The sequence below is a fragment of the Azohydromonas aeria genome (genome assembly GCF_009760915.1).
Classification (GTDB): domain Bacteria; phylum Pseudomonadota; class Gammaproteobacteria; order Burkholderiales; family Burkholderiaceae_C; genus Azohydromonas; species Azohydromonas aeria.
In genome coordinates this window covers 1-14,867 of the sequence record NZ_VIDQ01000023.1, presented here as the reverse complement: position 1 = coordinate 14,867, position 14,867 = coordinate 1, and the positions used below count along the sequence as shown (strand labels likewise).

General features: G+C 71.3%; 13 protein-coding genes, 1 tRNA gene and 1 pseudogene. 10 read left to right on the top strand and 5 right to left on the bottom strand.

The features are described from left to right. Nucleotides 1-17 precede the first annotated feature (17 nt). From FJ694_RS15235 to FJ694_RS15225, 3 genes are all read left to right on the top strand, one after another. Entirely contained in the window at nt 18-824 is an 807-nt protein-coding gene (locus FJ694_RS15235) for a gamma-glutamyl-gamma-aminobutyrate hydrolase family protein (protein WP_157268099.1), read from the top strand. Then, a complete protein-coding gene (locus tag FJ694_RS15230) occupies nt 821-1,909 on the top strand; it encodes a patatin-like phospholipase family protein (RefSeq protein WP_232540048.1) in 1,089 nt (362 codons plus the stop codon). Before FJ694_RS15235 ends, FJ694_RS15230 begins: the two co-directional genes overlap by 4 nt. A gap of 167 nt (nt 1,910-2,076) precedes the next feature. Further along, on the top strand, nt 2,077-3,054 hold the full coding sequence (locus tag FJ694_RS15225) for a GMP reductase (RefSeq protein ID WP_157268098.1): 978 nt from the start codon (nt 2,077-2,079) through the stop codon (nt 3,052-3,054). 15 nt (nt 3,055-3,069) lie between these two features. On the opposite strand, the gene FJ694_RS15220 is transcribed toward FJ694_RS15225, so the two are convergent. Continuing rightward, on the bottom strand, nt 3,070-3,906 hold the full coding sequence (locus FJ694_RS15220) for a MipA/OmpV family protein (protein ID WP_157268097.1): 837 nt from the start codon (nt 3,904-3,906) through the stop codon (nt 3,070-3,072). Nucleotides 3,907-4,110: 204 nt separating this feature from the next. On the opposite strand from FJ694_RS15220, the gene FJ694_RS15215 reads away from it, so the two are divergent. Together FJ694_RS15215 and galU are read left to right on the top strand one after the other, a co-directional pair. Then, nucleotides 4,111-6,942: a valine--tRNA ligase gene (locus tag FJ694_RS15215; RefSeq protein ID WP_157268096.1), complete on the top strand. Its 2,832-nt coding sequence runs from the start codon at nt 4,111-4,113 to the stop codon at nt 6,940-6,942. 159 nt (nt 6,943-7,101) lie between these two features. Then, entirely contained in the window at nt 7,102-7,968 is an 867-nt protein-coding gene (gene galU / locus FJ694_RS15210) for a UTP--glucose-1-phosphate uridylyltransferase GalU (RefSeq protein ID WP_157268162.1), read from the top strand. Nucleotides 7,969-8,062: 94 nt separating this feature from the next. Here the strand turns inward: galU and FJ694_RS15205 are convergent, their stop codons facing one another. Together FJ694_RS15205 and cysM are read right to left on the bottom strand one after the other, a co-directional pair. Beyond that, on the bottom strand, nt 8,063-8,290 hold the full coding sequence (locus FJ694_RS15205; RefSeq protein WP_157268095.1) for a sulfurtransferase TusA family protein: 228 nt from the start codon (nt 8,288-8,290) through the stop codon (nt 8,063-8,065). 21 nt (nt 8,291-8,311) lie between these two features. Further along, the gene (cysM, locus tag FJ694_RS15200; RefSeq protein ID WP_157268094.1) at nt 8,312-9,217 is read right to left on the bottom strand and encodes a cysteine synthase CysM; all 906 of its coding nucleotides are present in this window, start codon (nt 9,215-9,217) and stop codon (nt 8,312-8,314) included. 118 nt (nt 9,218-9,335) lie between these two features. On the opposite strand from cysM, the gene FJ694_RS15195 reads away from it, so the two are divergent. From FJ694_RS15195 to FJ694_RS15185, 3 genes are all read left to right on the top strand, one after another. Further along, nucleotides 9,336-9,420: transfer RNA gene (locus FJ694_RS15195), tRNA-Leu, on the top strand. Between the two features lie 128 nt (nt 9,421-9,548). Continuing rightward, entirely contained in the window at nt 9,549-10,139 is a 591-nt protein-coding gene (locus FJ694_RS15190; protein ID WP_157268093.1) for a rhomboid family intramembrane serine protease, read from the top strand. Between the two features lie 155 nt (nt 10,140-10,294). Beyond that, nucleotides 10,295-11,425, top strand: a complete 1,131-nt coding sequence (locus tag FJ694_RS15185; RefSeq protein ID WP_157268092.1) for a S1C family serine protease — start codon at nt 10,295-10,297, stop codon at nt 11,423-11,425. Nucleotides 11,426-11,434: 9 nt separating this feature from the next. On the opposite strand, the gene FJ694_RS15180 is transcribed toward FJ694_RS15185, so the two are convergent. After that, nucleotides 11,435-12,346, bottom strand: coding sequence for an NAD-dependent epimerase/dehydratase family protein (locus tag FJ694_RS15180; RefSeq protein WP_157268091.1), 912 nt, complete (start codon nt 12,344-12,346; stop codon nt 11,435-11,437). Between the two features lie 171 nt (nt 12,347-12,517). Between FJ694_RS15180 and FJ694_RS15175 the strand changes: the two genes are divergently transcribed. Together FJ694_RS15175 and FJ694_RS15170 are read left to right on the top strand one after the other, a co-directional pair. Then, nucleotides 12,518-13,570, top strand: coding sequence for a CDP-6-deoxy-delta-3,4-glucoseen reductase (locus FJ694_RS15175; protein ID WP_157268090.1), 1,053 nt, complete (start codon nt 12,518-12,520; stop codon nt 13,568-13,570). Further along, nucleotides 13,563-14,576 carry a Bug family tripartite tricarboxylate transporter substrate binding protein gene (locus FJ694_RS15170; protein WP_157268089.1) on the top strand — a complete coding sequence of 338 codons (1,014 nt, stop codon included), beginning with the start codon at nt 13,563-13,565 and terminating at the stop codon, nt 14,574-14,576. The genes FJ694_RS15175 and FJ694_RS15170 overlap by 8 nt, the downstream gene beginning before the upstream one ends. 124 nt (nt 14,577-14,700) lie before the next feature. On the opposite strand, the pseudogene FJ694_RS15165 reads toward FJ694_RS15170, so the two are convergent. Next, nucleotides 14,701-14,867, bottom strand: a pseudogene (locus FJ694_RS15165) (ABC transporter ATP-binding protein); the annotation flags it as partial.

Genomic DNA, 14,867 nt, shown 5'->3' with positions numbered 1-14,867 from the left:
TTCGCTCCGCGCGACGCATGGCTTCCCCACTGCTCATCGGCATCTCCTCGCGCATCTACTACCCGCAAGCCCCGTTCATGGAGTCGGGCGGCGTCTTCACGCGCACGCTGCACTACCTGGAACAGTCGGTGGCGCACTGGCTGCTGCGCCCGCAGGTGCTGGCGCTGATGATCCCGGCCATCGAGCGCGAGGGACTGCTGCTGCCCGGCGAGGTGAACCTGGCCGACTACGCCCGGCAGCTCGACGGTCTCGTGTTGCAGGGCGGCAACGACGTCTCCCCACTGAGCTACGGCGAGCAGGCGCTGCACGACGATTGGCACGGCGACCGCATCCGCGACCGCTACGAGATCGAGCTGTTCCGCGCCTTCGTGTCCGAAGGCAAGCCCGTGATCGGCATCTGCCGCGGCTGCCAGTTGATCAACGTGGCGCTGGGCGGCACGCTCTACCAGGACATTCCCACCCAACTGCCCGAGGCCCTCGGCCACCGCGACCTCATGCGCTACGACCAGCAGTTCCACGACATCGAGATCCTGCCCGGCACCCGGCTGGCGCAGGTCTACGGCGGCGCCCGCCAGGGCGAAGTCAACTCCATCCACCACCAGGCGGTGAAGGACCTGGGCGACGGCCTCGTGGTCGAGGCCCGCGGCGTTCCCGACGGCGTGGTCGAGGCCGTGCGCTGGCAGGGGCCCAGCTACGTCTTCGGCATGCAGTGGCACCCGGAGTTCATGGCCGGCGCCGCGCCGCACCCGCGCCGCCTGGGTGGCGAGCCGCTGCTGCACGACTTCCTCGGCGCCGTGGCCGAACGCAAGGAGCGGCGGCGTTGAGGCCGGGCCTGTGGCCCTGGCTGCGCGGCGGTCCGGCGCAGCGCCCGGTGGCGCTGGCGCTGCAGGGCGGCGGCGCGCACGGCGCCTTCACCTGGGGCGTGCTCGACGAGCTGCTGCAGCAGGAGGACCTGCGCATCGACGCCCTCAGCGGCACCAGCGCCGGCGCCATGAACGCCATCGTGCTGGCGCACGGGCTGCTCGACGGCGGCCCCGAGGGCGCGCGCGAGGCGCTGTGGCGCTTCTGGCACGCCGTGAGCGAGCAGATGCCCGCCGGGGCGGTGCGCACCCCGCGCGACGGCGACCCCTGGCCCACGCTGCACCCCGCGGCGCAGGCGATGCTGCAGTGGACGCGGCTGCTCTCGCCCTACGCCCTGAATCCGCTCAACCTGAACCCGCTGCGCCAGCTGCTGCAGTCGCAGGTGGACTTCGAGCGGCTGCGCGAGACGCGCGGGCCGCAGATCTTCATTGCCGCCACCAATGCCAACACCGGGCAGCTGCGCCTGTTCAGGCGCGAGGAGCTGACGGTGGAGGTGGGGCTGGCCTCGGCCTGCCTGCCGATGCTGATGCAGGCGGTGGAGATCGACGGCCAGCCCTACTGGGACGGCGGCTACGCCGCCAACCCGGCCCTGCTGCCGCTGGTGTGCGAGACGGACGCGCCGGACCTGCTGATCCTCACGCTCAATCCGCGCGTCTTCGGCGAGCTGCCGCGCTCGCAGGCGCAGATCCAGCAGCGCGCGCTGGAGATCGGCTTCAACGCCTGCTTCCTGCACGAGCTGCGCTGGCTGCAGCAGCTGCAGGCGCTGGCGCGCCAGGGCGCGTGGCGCGGCTGGGGCTGGCGCCGGCGCGTGGCCTCGCTGCGGGTGCACGTGATCGAGGCCGACGACCACCTCGCCGGCCTGCCGGTGCACACCAAGCTGATCCCGCACCGCCCGTTCCTGGAGCAGCTGCGCGAGCGCGGCAGCGCCCATGCGCAGGAATGGCTGGCGCGCCAGGGCCACGCCATCGGCCAGCACTCCAGCGCCGACCTCGCGGCCCTGCTCGGTGCCGGGGCATTCCCCCCTGACCAGGGGACCGCGCCTGCGTAGAATGCGCCACCGGGCCCAAATTTTTGGAGCCCGGTTTTTTGTGCCCGCACCGTCCGTTGCCGACGGCTTCGCGGGACACGGCCGGGCTCCAGGTCAAGTGCTCAGCAGCCATTGGGCCGCGCACTGCTTCAACGCGCCGCCTCTGGACCCACTTCTGGAGCCTTCTCTTGGACATCTTCGACTACGACAACGTCCTGTTGCTGCCGCGCCGCTGCCGCGTGGAAAGCCGTGCCGAGTGCGACACCTCGATGCCCTTCGGCCCGCACCGCTTCAAGCTGCCGGTGGTGCCGGCCAACATGAAGACCGTCATCGACGAGAACATCGCCGAGCGCCTGGCGCGCGACGGGTACTTCTACGTCATGCACCGCTTCGACCTGGACAACGTCGCCTTCGCGCGGCGCATGCGCGAGCAGGGCCTGCTCGTGTCCATCAGCTCGGGCGTGAAGGAGGCGGACCGCGCCGCCATCGACCGGCTCGCCGCCGACGGCGTGGGCGCCGACTACATCACCATCGACATCGCCCACGGCCATGCCGACAGCGTGCAGCGCATGATCGGCTACATCAAGGAGCGGCTGCCGCAGGCCTTCGTGATCGCCGGCAACGTGGGCACGCCCGAGGCCGTGATCGACCTGGAGAACTGGGGCGCCGACGCGACCAAGGTCGGCATCGGCCCGGGCAAGGTGTGCATCACGCGCCTGAAGACCGGCTTCGGCACCGGCGGCTGGCAGCTGTCGGCGCTGAAGTGGTGCGCGCGCGTGGCGACCAAGCCCATCATTGCCGACGGCGGCATCCGCCATCACGGCGACATCGCCAAGAGCGTGCGCTTCGGCGCCGCGATGGTGATGGTGGGCTCGCTCTTCGCCGGCCACGAGGAAAGCCCGGGCCGCACGGTGGAAGTGGACGGGCAGCTGTTCAAGGAGTACTACGGCTCGGCCTCGGACTTCAACAAGGGCGAGTACAAGCACGTCGAGGGCAAGCGCATCCTGGAGCCGGTCAAGGGCAAGCTCGCCGACACGCTGCGCGAGATGCGCGAGGACCTGCAGAGCTCCATCTCCTACGCCGGCGGACGCGAGCTGCGCGACCTGCGCAAGGTCAACTACGTGATCCTGGGTGGGGAGAACGCGGGGGAGCACCTGCTGATGTGACCCCCTTGCCCGTCTTCACTCCGCCTCGCCCTCGCGCGACGACGTGGCGAAGACGTACGCCAGCGCAATGCCTGCCGACCAGTGCTGGCGCTGGCGCACCAGCGGGCTGTCGTCGAAGCTGGCGCCGCGCAGCGTGTCCCAGCGTGTGAAGCCGGCCAGCCACCAGCGCCCGATGCGCCGCGTGGCCGAGGCCTGCAGGTAGCCGCCAGCCATGCCGCCGCCGGGCTGGTAGGCCGGGCGGTCCGGCAGCGCCTCGTCGGCCGACACCTTGTAGAACACCTCGTTGTAGCGCCGGTCCTGTGCCGTCAGCGCCGCCGTCAGCCCCACGCGCCAGCCGCCGGCCTCGGGCAGCGACAGCCGCAGCTGTGGCGTCGCCACCCAGCCCTTGAAGCCGCCCTCGGAGCCCAGCCCCAGCGCCGCGCGCACGGGCAGGCGCAGGTCCAGCTTCCAGTCGTCGCCGCGCGCGGCGGTCCAGCTCACCAGCGGGCCCAGCTCGACGATGGTGGGCAGGTCCGCCATGCCGCGGCGCGCGGTGTTGTCGCTGCTGCGCGTGGGCGGCGTGCCGGCCAGGCTCAGGTCCACGTCCAGGCGGTCGGTCTGCAGCAGCACCGCGCGCGCGCCCTCGCGGTCGGCGCGCAGCACGTGGCCGCGGTAGACGGCGTAGGGCAGGGGCAGCGTCCAGGTGTGCGTCTGGTCGGAGCCGCGGTAGTGCGGCAGGTGCAGCACCGTGGCGCCCGCGCCCAGCTCCCAAAGCGGCGGCGCGGCCAGCGCGGCCGGGGTGGCAGCCGCCAGGACGGTGGCCGCCAGCAGGGGCAGGGGCGACGGGAAACGGGACGGTTTCAGAAGGCTCATCAGGCTGGTGGTCCGGAAAGCGGCGCGCCGCAATGGACGCATCTTCGCCCAGGCCGGCGCCGCGGCGCGGCGGGGCATCGGCGGGGCATCGGCGGGCCCGCCGGACGGCGGAAAGCGCCACCCTACAATCCCGCACCCCCATGATTCCCGTGTGCCGGCGCCCCCTCGTGCGCGCGCCGGCGCGCCATTGCTCCCCTGCCCGCCATGACCGAACTCGCCAAATCCTTCGAGCCCGCCGCCATCGAGGCCCACTGGGGCCCGCTGTGGGAAAAGAGCGGCGCCTATGCGCCGACGCTGGACCCCGCGAAGCCCTCGTTCAGCATCCAGCTGCCCCCGCCCAACGTCACGGGCACGCTGCACATGGGCCATGCGTTCAACCAGACGATCATGGACTCGCTCACGCGCTACCACCGCATGCGCGGCTTCAACACGCTGTGGGTGCCGGGCACGGACCACGCCGGCATCGCCACGCAGATCGTGGTGGAGCGCCAGCTGCAGGAGCAGGGCCAGGACCGCCACGCGCTGGGCCGCAAGAACTTCGTGGCCAAGGTCTGGGAGTGGAAGGAAAAGAGCGGCTCGACCATCACGCGCCAGATGCGCCGCATGGGCGACAGCGTGAGCTGGCAGCACGAGTACTTCACCATGGACGAGAAGCTGTCCAAGGTGGTCACCGAGACCTTCGTGCGCCTGTTTGATGAGGGCCTGATCTACCGCGGCAAGCGCCTGGTGAATTGGGACCCGGTGCTCAAGTCCGCCGTCTCCGACCTGGAGGTCGAGAGCGAGGAGGAGGACGGCTCGCTGTGGCACATCCGCTACCCCCTGGCCGACGGGTCGGGCGAGCTGGTCGTGGCCACCACCCGCCCCGAGACCATGCTCGGCGACGTGGCCGTGATGGTGCACCCGGAAGACGAGCGCTACGCCGGCCTCATCGGCCGGCAGGTGACGCTGCCGCTGACCGGCCGCACCATTCCGGTGATTGCCGACGACTACGTGGACCGCGAGTTCGGCACCGGTGTGGTCAAGGTCACGCCCGCGCATGACTACAACGACTACGCGGTGGGCCAGCGCCACGGGCTGCCCATGATCAGCATCTTCACGCTCGATGCCACGCTCAACGAGCAGGCACCCGAGGCGTACCGCGGCCTGGACCGCTTCGTGGCGCGCAAGCGCATCGTGGCCGACCTGGAGGCGCAGGGGCTGCTGGCCGAGACCCGGAAGCACAAGCTGATGGTGCCGCGTTGCGCGCGCACCGGGCAGGTGGTCGAGCCCATGCTCACCGACCAGTGGTTCGTGGCCATGACCAAGCCCGGCGCCGACGGCAAGTCGATCGCCGAAAAGGCCATCCAGGTCGTCGATGACGGCTCGGTGAAGTTCGTGCCCGAGCAGTGGATCAACACCTACCACCAGTGGATGAAGAACATCCAGGACTGGTGCATCAGCCGCCAGCTGTGGTGGGGCCACCAGATCCCGGCCTGGTACGGCAGCGAGGGGCAGATCTTCGTGGCGCGCAGCGAGGAGGAGGCCCGGGCCAAGGCGCAGGCCGCGGGCTACGCCGGCGCGCTCACGCGCGACGAGGACGTGCTCGACACCTGGTACTCGTCGGCGCTGGTGCCCTTCTCCAGCCTGGGCTGGCCCGAGAAGACGCCGGAGCTGGACCTGTTCCTGCCCTCCAGCGTGCTCGTCACCGGTTTCGACATCATCTTCTTCTGGGTCGCCCGGATGATCATGATGACGGTGCACTTCACCGGCCAGGTGCCCTTCCGCCACGTCTACATCCACGGCCTGGTGCGCGACGCGCAGGGCAAGAAGATGAGCAAGTCCGAGGGCAACGTGCTCGACCCGGTGGACCTCATCGACGGCATCGACCTGCCCGCACTGCTCGACAAGCGCAGCCAGGGCCTGCGCAAGCCCGAGACCGCGCCGCGCGTGCGCAAGGACACGCAGAAGGAATTCCCCGAGGGCATTCCGGGCTACGGCGCCGACGCGCTGCGCTTCACCTTCGCGGCGCTGGCCAGCCTGGGCCGCAACATCAACTTCGACGCCAAGCGCTGCGAGGGCTACCGCAACTTCTGCAACAAGCTCTGGAACGCCACGCGCTTCGTGCTCATGAACTGCGAAGGCCAGGACTGCGGCCTGGCCGAGCATGGCGCGCAGGAGTGCGTGCCCGGCGGCTACCTGGACTTCTCCCAGGCCGACCGCTGGATCACGAGCGAGCTGCAGCGCGTGGAAGCCGCGGTGGAACAGGGCTTCGCCGAGTACCGGCTCGACAACGTCGCCAACGCCATCTACTCCTTCGTCTGGGACGAGTACTGCGACTGGTACCTGGAGATCGCCAAGGTGCAGATCCAGGTCGGCACGGCCGAGCAGCAGCGCGCCACGCGGCGCACGCTCATCCGCGTGCTGGAGACGGTGCTGCGGCTGCTGCACCCGATCACGCCCTTCATCACCGCCGAGCTGTGGGAGCGCGTGGCGCCGGTGGCCGGGCGCAAGGCGGCCGGCGACGCGCAGAGCCTCGTCACCGCCGCCTACCCGCGGCCGCAGCTGGAGCGCGTGGACGCGCAGGCCGACGCCTGGGTGGCGCGGCTCAAGGCGCTGGTGGGCAGCTGCCGCAACCTGCGCGGCGAGATGAACCTCTCGCCCGCGGAGCGCGTGCCGCTCTACACCTTCGGCGACGAGGGCTTCGTCACGGCCGCGGCGCCGCTGCTCAAGGCGCTGGCCAAGGTCTCGGAAGTGAAGACCTTTGCCGACGAGGCAGCCTTCGCGCAGGCCACGGCCATGGCGCCGGTGGCGGTACAGGGCGAGCTGCGGCTGGCGCTGCACGTGGAGATCGACGTCGCCGCCGAGCGCGCGCGGCTGTCCAAGGAAGTGGCGCGGCTCGAAGGCGAGATCGCCAAGGCGCAGGCCAAGCTCGGCAACGAGAGCTTCGTGGCGCGCGCACCCGCGGCCGTGGTCGAGCAGGAGCGCCAGCGCGTGGCCGACTTCGGCCAGACCCTGCAGCGGCTGCAGCAGCAACTGGCGCGGCTGCCCGCGGCCTGAGCGCCGGGGTCCCCGGGCCGGTCCCGGGGACCTTCCGGGGTTCGGCTTACAGGTGCCTGCGGATGTTGCGCGGCCCCGTCTCCGGGCGGGACGGATGCTTGCTGCGTGCATGCAGAATGGGCCATTCGCAAAGCCTCATTTGGAGCACTGAACCCCATGATGCAAGTCAAGAAGGCCGTCTTCCCGGTTGCCGGCCTGGGCACGCGTTTCCTGCCCGCCACCAAGGCGCAGCCCAAGGAAATGATGCCGGTGGTGGACAAGCCGCTGATCCAGTACGCGGTCGAGGAGGCCTACGCCGCCGGCGTGCGCGAGATGATCTTCGTCACCGGGCGCCACAAGCGCCCGATCGAGGACCACTTCGACATGAGCTTCGAGCTCGAAGCCATGCTGGAGCAGGCGCACAAGGACGAGCTGCTGCAGGTGGTGCGCAGCGTTAAGCCGTCCGACATGGAATGCATCTACGTGCGCCAGGCCCAGTCGCTGGGCCTGGGCCACGCGGTGCTGTGCGCCGAGCGCCTGGTGGGCAACGAGCCCTTCGCCGTGCTGCTGGCCGACGACCTGATGGTGGGCGAGAAGCCCATCCTGGCGCAGATGGTGGAGCAGTTCGCCGAGTGGCGCACGTCGATCCTGGCGGTGCAGGAAGTGCCGCAGGCCTACGTCAAGCGCTACGGCATCGTCGCGGGCACGCCGGTGGACGACCGCATGACGGAGATCCACCGCATCGTCGAGAAGCCGTCGCCCGAGGAAGCGCCCTCGCGCCTGGCCGTGGCCGGGCGCTACATCCTCACGCCGGGCGTGTTCCACGAGATCCGCACCCAGCCCGCGGGCGCGGGCGGCGAGATCCAGCTCACCGACGGCATCGCCGGGCTGCTGCGCCGCGAAAAGGTGTTCGCCTACAACTACCAGGGCAAGCGCTACGACTGCGGCAGCAAGGAGGGCTTCCTCAAGGCCAACGTGGAACTGGCGCTGGAGCACCCGGAAGTCGGCACCTGGTTCCGCGGCTACCTCAAGCAGCTGACGCTGTAAGCGCAACGGATCGACCTGCCGCGCCGGCGGCACCCACGAAAACACCCGCGCCGCAAGGCGCGGGTGTTTTTTTCGTCTGGCGTTGCCGCCGTCTTCAGCGCTTGCGCAGGCAGTGCACGAACTCGTCGCCGCTGCTGGTCTGCTCCACCAGCTCGTGGCCGGTCTGGCGCGCGAAGGCCTGGAAGTCGCGCACCGAGCCCGGGTCGGTGGCCACCACCTTGAGCACCTGGCCGCTGTCGATCTCGGCCAGCGCCTTCTTGGCCTTGAGGATGGGCAGCGGGCAGTTGAGCCCGCGCGTGTCGATTTCCTTGTCCACTTGCATGGGTACAGCTCCTGCCGCGGCTCAGGCCGGGAACACGCCGGTGGAGAGGTAGCGGTCGCCGCGGTCGCAGACGATGAAGACGATGGTGGCGTCGCGCACGGTGCGCGCGATCTGCAGCGCCACCCAGCACGCGCCGGCGGCCGAGATGCCGCCGAACAGGCCCTCCTCGCGCGCCAGGCGCCGCGCCATGTCCTCGGCGTCGGCCTGGCTCACGTACACCATCTCGTCCACGGCCGCGGGGTCGTAGATGCGCGGCAGGTAGGCCTCGGGCCACTTGCGGATGCCGGGGATGCGCGACCCTTCGGAGGGCTGCGCGCCGACGATGCGCACGCCCGGGTTCTGCTCCTTGAGGTAGCGGCTCACGCCGGTGATGGTGCCGGTGGTGCCCATGGCGCTGACGAAGTGCGTGACGCGCCCCTCGGTGTCGCGCCAGATCTCCGGGCCGGTGGTCTCGTAGTGGATGCGCGGGTTGTCGGCGTTGGCGAACTGGTCGAGCACCAGGCCCTTGCCGTCGCGCTGCATCTGCTCGGCCAGGTCGCGCGCGTACTCCATGCCCCCGCTGCGCGGCGTGAGGATGAGCTCCGCGCCGAAGGCCTTCATGGTCTGCGCGCGCTCCACGGAGAGGTCCTCCGGCATGATCAGCAGCATGCGGTAGCCGCGCACGGCCGCGGCCATGGCCAGCGCGATGCCGGTGTTGCCCGAGGTGGCCTCGATGAGCGTGTCGCCGGGCTTGATCTGCCCGCGCTCCTCGGCGCGGCGGATCATGCTGATGGCCGGGCGGTCCTTGACGGAGCCCGCCGGGTTGTTGCCTTCGAGCTTGCCGAGCAGCACGTTGTTGCGCTCGGCCAGCATCGCGCCCTCCAGGCGCTGCAGCCGCACCAGCGGCGTTTCGCCGATGAGCTCTTCGAGGGTCTTGTACGTGGGCATGGGCTGTGGCGATGTGCAGGTGTTCGTTGCGGGACATTGTCGCAGCCGCTCCCGGGGCCTGCCGGCGCCCATGACATAATCCCGATCGAAGATACGCGAGCGCTGCTGCGCACCCACGGCCCGGGTGGCGAAATCGGTAGACGCAGGGGATTCAAAATCCCCCGCCGCAAGGCGTGCCGGTTCGAGTCCGGCCCCGGGCACCACGCATGGTTGCGCCAGCAACGCTGCTTCGCCGCGCTGCCGGCGCGGCCCCTTCCCTTCGCGGAAGGCGGCGGCAGTCGGCATCCCTTCTGCTTTGACGCCCGGCACCTCGCGCTGCCGCACCGCCGCCATGCCTTCGATGCCTCCCATCACCAAAGCGTTCATGCTGGCCTGCGTGGTGATGTTCTGTCTCGAACAGCTGCTGCGCCTGCCGTTTGGCTGGCTGGCGTTGTGGCCCCTGGGCGGCGGCAACTTCTGGCCCTGGCAGCCGCTGACCTATGCCTTCCTGCATGGCAGCGTCATGCACCTGTTCTTCAACATGCTGGGCCTGTGGATGTTCGGCAGCGAGATCGAGCGGCTGTGGGGCGGCCGGCGCTACCTGCACTTCCTCCTCGCCAGCGTGCTGGCCGCGGCCGCGGTGCAGCTGGTGTTCACGGCGCTCATCGGCTCCCCCTATCCCACCGTGGGCGCCTCGGGCGCGCTGTTCGGGCTGCTGCTGGCTTTCGGGATGATGTTTCCCAACCGCACCATCATCCCGCTGTTCCCGCCCATTCCGATGAAGGCCAAGGTGTTCGTGGCCGTGTTCGGCGGGCTGGAGCTGCTGATGGGCCTGACCGGCGGCAGCGGCATCGCCCACTTTGCCCACCTGGGCGGCATGCTCGGCGGCTTCCTGATGATCCGCTACTGGCGCGGCCAGTCCCCCTTCGGCCGCCGCCGCTGACACGCCCCCCTGCGCCACGGCCCGCGCGCCGTGGCCTGTGGCTGGTCGGCCGGCCGGCCCCTTCCGTGGCCGCGCCGTCGCACGCCCTGTGCGGGCTTTCCGGGCTTGGCATGTGACTTGCCAAACTCCGTTCAGTCCGCCTTCGGGAGTGCGCCATGCCTACCGTCCTGTCCGCCCGGCCCCGCGGCCGCCCGCGCCATCCCTGGTTCACGCCGCGCCTGCGATTGTGGGTGACGCTGGTACTGGCCCTGGCCAGCGCCGGGTTCTGGACCACGGCGCCGGCCCAGCAGGTCCAGCAGGCCCCGCCGGCGGCTGAGGCCGCAGCCGCCCAGGCGCAGGACGGCCTGTCCGAGCAGGCGCGCATGCAGGCCCTGCGCCGTGCCAGCGACGCAGTGCTGGGCGTGCAGGTGCTGGCGCTGCCCGACGCGCGCTCCAACGCTTCCGTCGGCCGCGAGCGCCAGGGCTCGGGCATCGTGATCGGCAACGACGGCCTGGTGCTGACCATCGGCTACCTCATCGTCGAGGCCGACCAGGTGCAGCTGGTGCTCGACGACCAGCGCCACCTGCCCGCGCGCGTGGTGGCCTACGACGTGGCCACCGGCTTCGGCCTGGTGCAGGCGCTCACGCCGCTGCCGCTGACCCCGGTGCCGCTGGGCGACAGCGCGGCGTTGCGCCAGGGCGAGCCGGCCATGGTGGTCAGCGGCGGCGACAGCGGTGCCGTGAGCTTGGCGCAGGTGGTGTCGCGCCGACCCTTCGCCGGCTACTGGGAATACCAGCTCGACCAGGCCGTCTTCACCGCCCCGCCGCGCGCTGACCACAGCGGCGCGGCGCTGTTCAACGCCGAGGGCGAGCTGGTGGGCGTGGGCTCGCTGCTGGTGGCCGACGCGCTGGGCGATGGCGTCGAAGGGCGCCACCCCGGCAACATGTTCGTGCCGGTGGAACTGCTCAAGCCGATCCTCGCCGAGCTGCGCCGCAACGGCACCACCGCCGCCAGCCGCCGTGCCTGGCTGGGCGTGAACTGCGTGGAGCGCAACGGCGAGGTGCGGGTGCTGCGCGTCAGCGACGACAGCCCCGCCGCCCAGGCCGGGCTGCAGCCCGGCGACCGCATCGAGCGCATCGACGGCGCCGGCGTCGCCTCGCTGGAACAGCTCTGGAAGCACCTGTGGAGCGGCGGCCAGGCCGAGCGCGAGGTCCGGCTCGACGTCCGCCGCGGCGGCGAGCTCCAGACCGTCACCGTGCACAGCGTGGACCGCATGACCACGCTGAGCAAGGCCGAGGGGATCTGACCGTCGCCTTCAGTGCTGCGGCGGTGGCGCCTGCAGCAGCCCCTCGCGCACCGTGGGGTAGCGCAGCGCCAGCCGCAGCTCGCGCTTCAGGCGCCCGTTGACCAGCCGCCGCGACTCGCCCATGAAGCTCAGCTGCATCGGCGAGAGCTGCCGCTGCGCCTCCTCCCGGGAGATGCGCGGCGGCCGCGGCAGGCCGCACAGGTCGGCCGCGAGGTCGAAGTAGTCGCCCATGCGCAGCTCGGTGTCGTCGCTGGCGTGCAGCACGCGCTGCGGCAACCCGCGGTGCAGCGCCGCGGCGCAGGCGCGCGCCAGGTCGTCGGCATGGATGTGGTTGGTGTGGACGTCGTCCTCGACGCGCAGCACCGGCGCGCCGCGGCGCAGCCGCTCGGCCGGGTGGCCGCCGGGGCGGTCGGCCGCGTAGATGCCGGGAATGCGCAGGATCGTCACCGCCACGCCGCTGCGCCGGCCCCAGGCACGCAGCTGCGCCTCGGCATGCACGCGCCGCCGCGCGCGCGCGGTGGCCGGCCGCACCGCCCGCGTCTCGTCGAAGCGCTCCCCGCCGCAATCGCCGTAGACGCCGGTGGTGCTGCCGTACACCAGGCGCCGCACCCGGCCCGCGCGCCGCGACAGCGCCTGCAGCAGGTGCGCCGTGCGCGGATCGCCCTCGCCCTCGCCGGGCGGCGGCGCCAGGTGCAGCACCGCGTCGGCCAGGCCCGCCAGGCGCGACAGCGTGGCGGCGTCGTCCAGGTCGCCCAGCAGCGGCAGCACGTCGGCGGCGCGCAGGGTGTCGAACTGGGCCGGCGAGCGGCTGAGCCCCAGCACCCGCCAGCGCCCGGCCAGCAGCCGCGCCACGCGCAGCCCCACGTCGCCGCAGCCCACGATCAACAGGACGGGTCGGCGAAAGGCGGCGGGCAGGTTCATGGCGGGACGGCGGCTGCAATGCGCAGCCGCGCGGCGGTTCGGAAGGAGGGACGGGCGACAGGCAATGGCGCCGGCTGCCGGGAGGGGAAGCCGGCAGGCGACAATCGCGCCTTTGTTCCCCAGCCGCAGCCGCGGCGGCGCGCCAGTGTACGGGCCGTGCGGCCTACAACCATGAGCTACAAGATCGACGTCCAGCCCGCGGGGCTGAGTTTCGAGGTCCAGGACGAGACCATCCTCGCCGCCGCCATCCGCCAGGGTGTCGGGCTGCCCTACGGGTGCAAGGACGGCGCCTGCGGCTCCTGCAAGAGCCGCCTGCTCCAAGGCAAGGTCGTGCATGGCCACCACCAGCACAAGGCGCTGTCCGAGGCCGAGGAGGCCGCCGGCCTGGTGCTGACCTGCTGCGCCAAGCCGCAGAGCGACTGCGTCATCGAGGCGCGCAGCGTGCCCGGCGCGGGCGAGTTCCCGGTGCGCAAGCTGCCCGTGCGCGTCATCAGCATCGACAAGCCCGCCGCCGACGTGGCGGTGCTCAAGCTGCAGCTGCCGGCCAACATGCCCTTCGATTACCACGCCGGGCAGTACGTCGAGTTCCTGCTGCGCGACGGCGCGCGGCGCAGCTACAGCATGGCCAACATGCCGCAGGCCGGTGCCAGCGAGACCGCCGCGGCGCCGCCCTCCATCGAGCTGCACATCCGCCACATGCCCGGCGGGCTGTTCACCGACCAGGTCTTCAGCACCCTCAAGCCGCGCGACATCCTGCGCATCGAAGGTCCTTTCGGCAGTTTTTTCCTGCGCGAGGACAGCGACAAGCCCATGGTGCTGCTGGCCAGCGGCACCGGCTTCGCCCCGGTGAAGGCCATCATCGAGCAGATGCATGCCAAGGGCATCACGCGACCCGCCGTGCTGTACTGGGGCTGCCGCCGCAAGGCCGACCTGTACCAGCATGACTGGGCACTGCAGGCCGCCGCCGAGATGCCCTGGCTGCGCTACGTGCCCGTGCTCAGCGAGCCGCTGGCCGAGGACGGCTGGACCGGGCGCACCGGCTTCGTGCACGAGGCCGTGATGGCCGATTTCCCCGACCTCTCCGGCCACCAGGTCTACGCCTGCGGCGCGCCCATCATGGTGGAGTCCGCGCAGCGCGACTTCGTGAGCCGCTGCGGCCTGCCCGACGAGGAGTTCTACGCCGACGCCTTCACCAGCGAAAAGGACAAGCACGAGGATGACTGACAAGGCCCTGCCGCTGCCGCGGCGCCGTGCCCTGCTGGGCGCCGCGCTGGCCGCCGCCGCGCTGCCGTTGCGGGCACAACAGCCCGGCGCGGCCGCGCGGCCGATCCGGCTGGTGGTGCCCTACCCGCCCGGCGGGCCGCTGGACACCGTGGCGCGCGCACTGGCCGAGCGCGTGCGCGACGGCCTCGGTCTCGTCGTGGTGGAGAACCGGCCCGGCGCCGGCGGCAACATCGGCGCTGACCAGGTTGCCAAGGCCGCGCCCGACGGCCACACGCTCGTCATGGGCGCGGTGGCCACGCATGCCATCAACCCCTGGCTCTACCGCCAGCTGCCCTACGACCCGCTGCGCGACTTCACGCCCGTCACGCTGGTGGCACAGGTGCCCAACGTGCTGGTGATGAACGCCGACACGGCGGCGCGGCTCAGGATCGCCTCGGTGCGCGACCTCGTGGCCTATGCCAGGGCCAATCCGGGCAAGCTCAACTACGGCTCGGGCGGCAACGGCAGCGCCGGGCACCTGGCCGGCGAGATGTTCAAGTCGCAGGCCGGCGTGTTCATGGTCCACATCCCGTACGCAGGCGGCAGCGCGGCGCAGCTGGCGCTGCTGTCGGGCCAGGTCGATCTCACCTTCGACAACCTCGCCTCGGCCGCGGCCAACATCCGAAGCGGCCGGCTGCGCGCGCTGGCCGTGACCACCGCGAAACGCAGCAGCGCCATGCCGGACCTGCCCGCCATCGCCGAGGGCGGCGCAGCGCTGGGCCTGGCCCGCTTCGACGTGGGCACCTGGTTCGGCCTGTTCGGCCCGGCCAGGCTGCCGCTGGATACCACGCAGCGGCTGAACAAGGCCTTCGTGGACGCGCTGAACTCGCCGGAGCTGCGCGGCCGCATGGCCACGCTCATGGCCGAGCCCGTGCCGACCACGCCCGAAGCTTTCGCCAGCTTCGTGCAGGCGGAGCTGCGCAAGTACGAGAGCGTCGTGAAGGCGTCGGGGGCGCAGGTGGATTGATCTCCGCCCGTCCGCCCTGCGTTATCGAAGGGTCGGACGAACGGGGGTCGTTCCACGAGCCAACGAAAAAGGGCCGCTCGCGCGGCCCTTCGCTCTTGGTGGCGCCCGCGGCGCCGAAGGCGACTTACTCGCCCAGGTACGCCGCGCGCACCTTCGGGTCGTCAAGCAGCTGCTTCGCCGGCCCGGTCATCGTGATCTCGCCGGAGTCCATGACGTAGCCGCGGTTGGCCAGGCCCAGCGCCCGGCTGGCGTTCTGCTCCACCAGCAGCACCGTCATGCCGCGCTGGTGCA

Bases quoted from the DNA above. Each gene is read 5' to 3' on its own strand.
- FJ694_RS15205 (WP_157268095.1), bottom strand. From the start codon at position 8,290: ATGCAAGTGGACAAGGAAATCGACACGCGCGGGCTCAACTGCCCGCTG.
- cysM (WP_157268094.1), bottom strand. From the start codon at position 9,217: ATGCCCACGTACAAGACCCTCGAAGAGCTCATCGGCGAAACGCCGCTG.
- FJ694_RS15175 (WP_157268090.1), top strand. From the start codon at position 12,518: ATGAGCTACAAGATCGACGTCCAGCCCGCGGGGCTGAGTTTCGAGGTC.
- FJ694_RS15170 (WP_157268089.1), top strand. From the start codon at position 13,563: ATGACTGACAAGGCCCTGCCGCTGCCGCGGCGCCGTGCCCTGCTGGGC.
- FJ694_RS15180 (WP_157268091.1), bottom strand. From the start codon at position 12,346: ATGAACCTGCCCGCCGCCTTTCGCCGACCCGTCCTGTTGATCGTGGGC.
- FJ694_RS15190 (WP_157268093.1), top strand. From the start codon at position 9,549: ATGCCTTCGATGCCTCCCATCACCAAAGCGTTCATGCTGGCCTGCGTG.
- galU (WP_157268162.1), top strand. From the start codon at position 7,102: ATGCAAGTCAAGAAGGCCGTCTTCCCGGTTGCCGGCCTGGGCACGCGT.
- FJ694_RS15215 (WP_157268096.1), top strand. From the start codon at position 4,111: ATGACCGAACTCGCCAAATCCTTCGAGCCCGCCGCCATCGAGGCCCAC.
- FJ694_RS15185 (WP_157268092.1), top strand. From the start codon at position 10,295: ATGCCTACCGTCCTGTCCGCCCGGCCCCGCGGCCGCCCGCGCCATCCC.
- FJ694_RS15220 (WP_157268097.1), bottom strand. From the start codon at position 3,906: ATGAGCCTTCTGAAACCGTCCCGTTTCCCGTCGCCCCTGCCCCTGCTG.
- FJ694_RS15235 (WP_157268099.1), top strand. From the start codon at position 18: ATGGCTTCCCCACTGCTCATCGGCATCTCCTCGCGCATCTACTACCCG.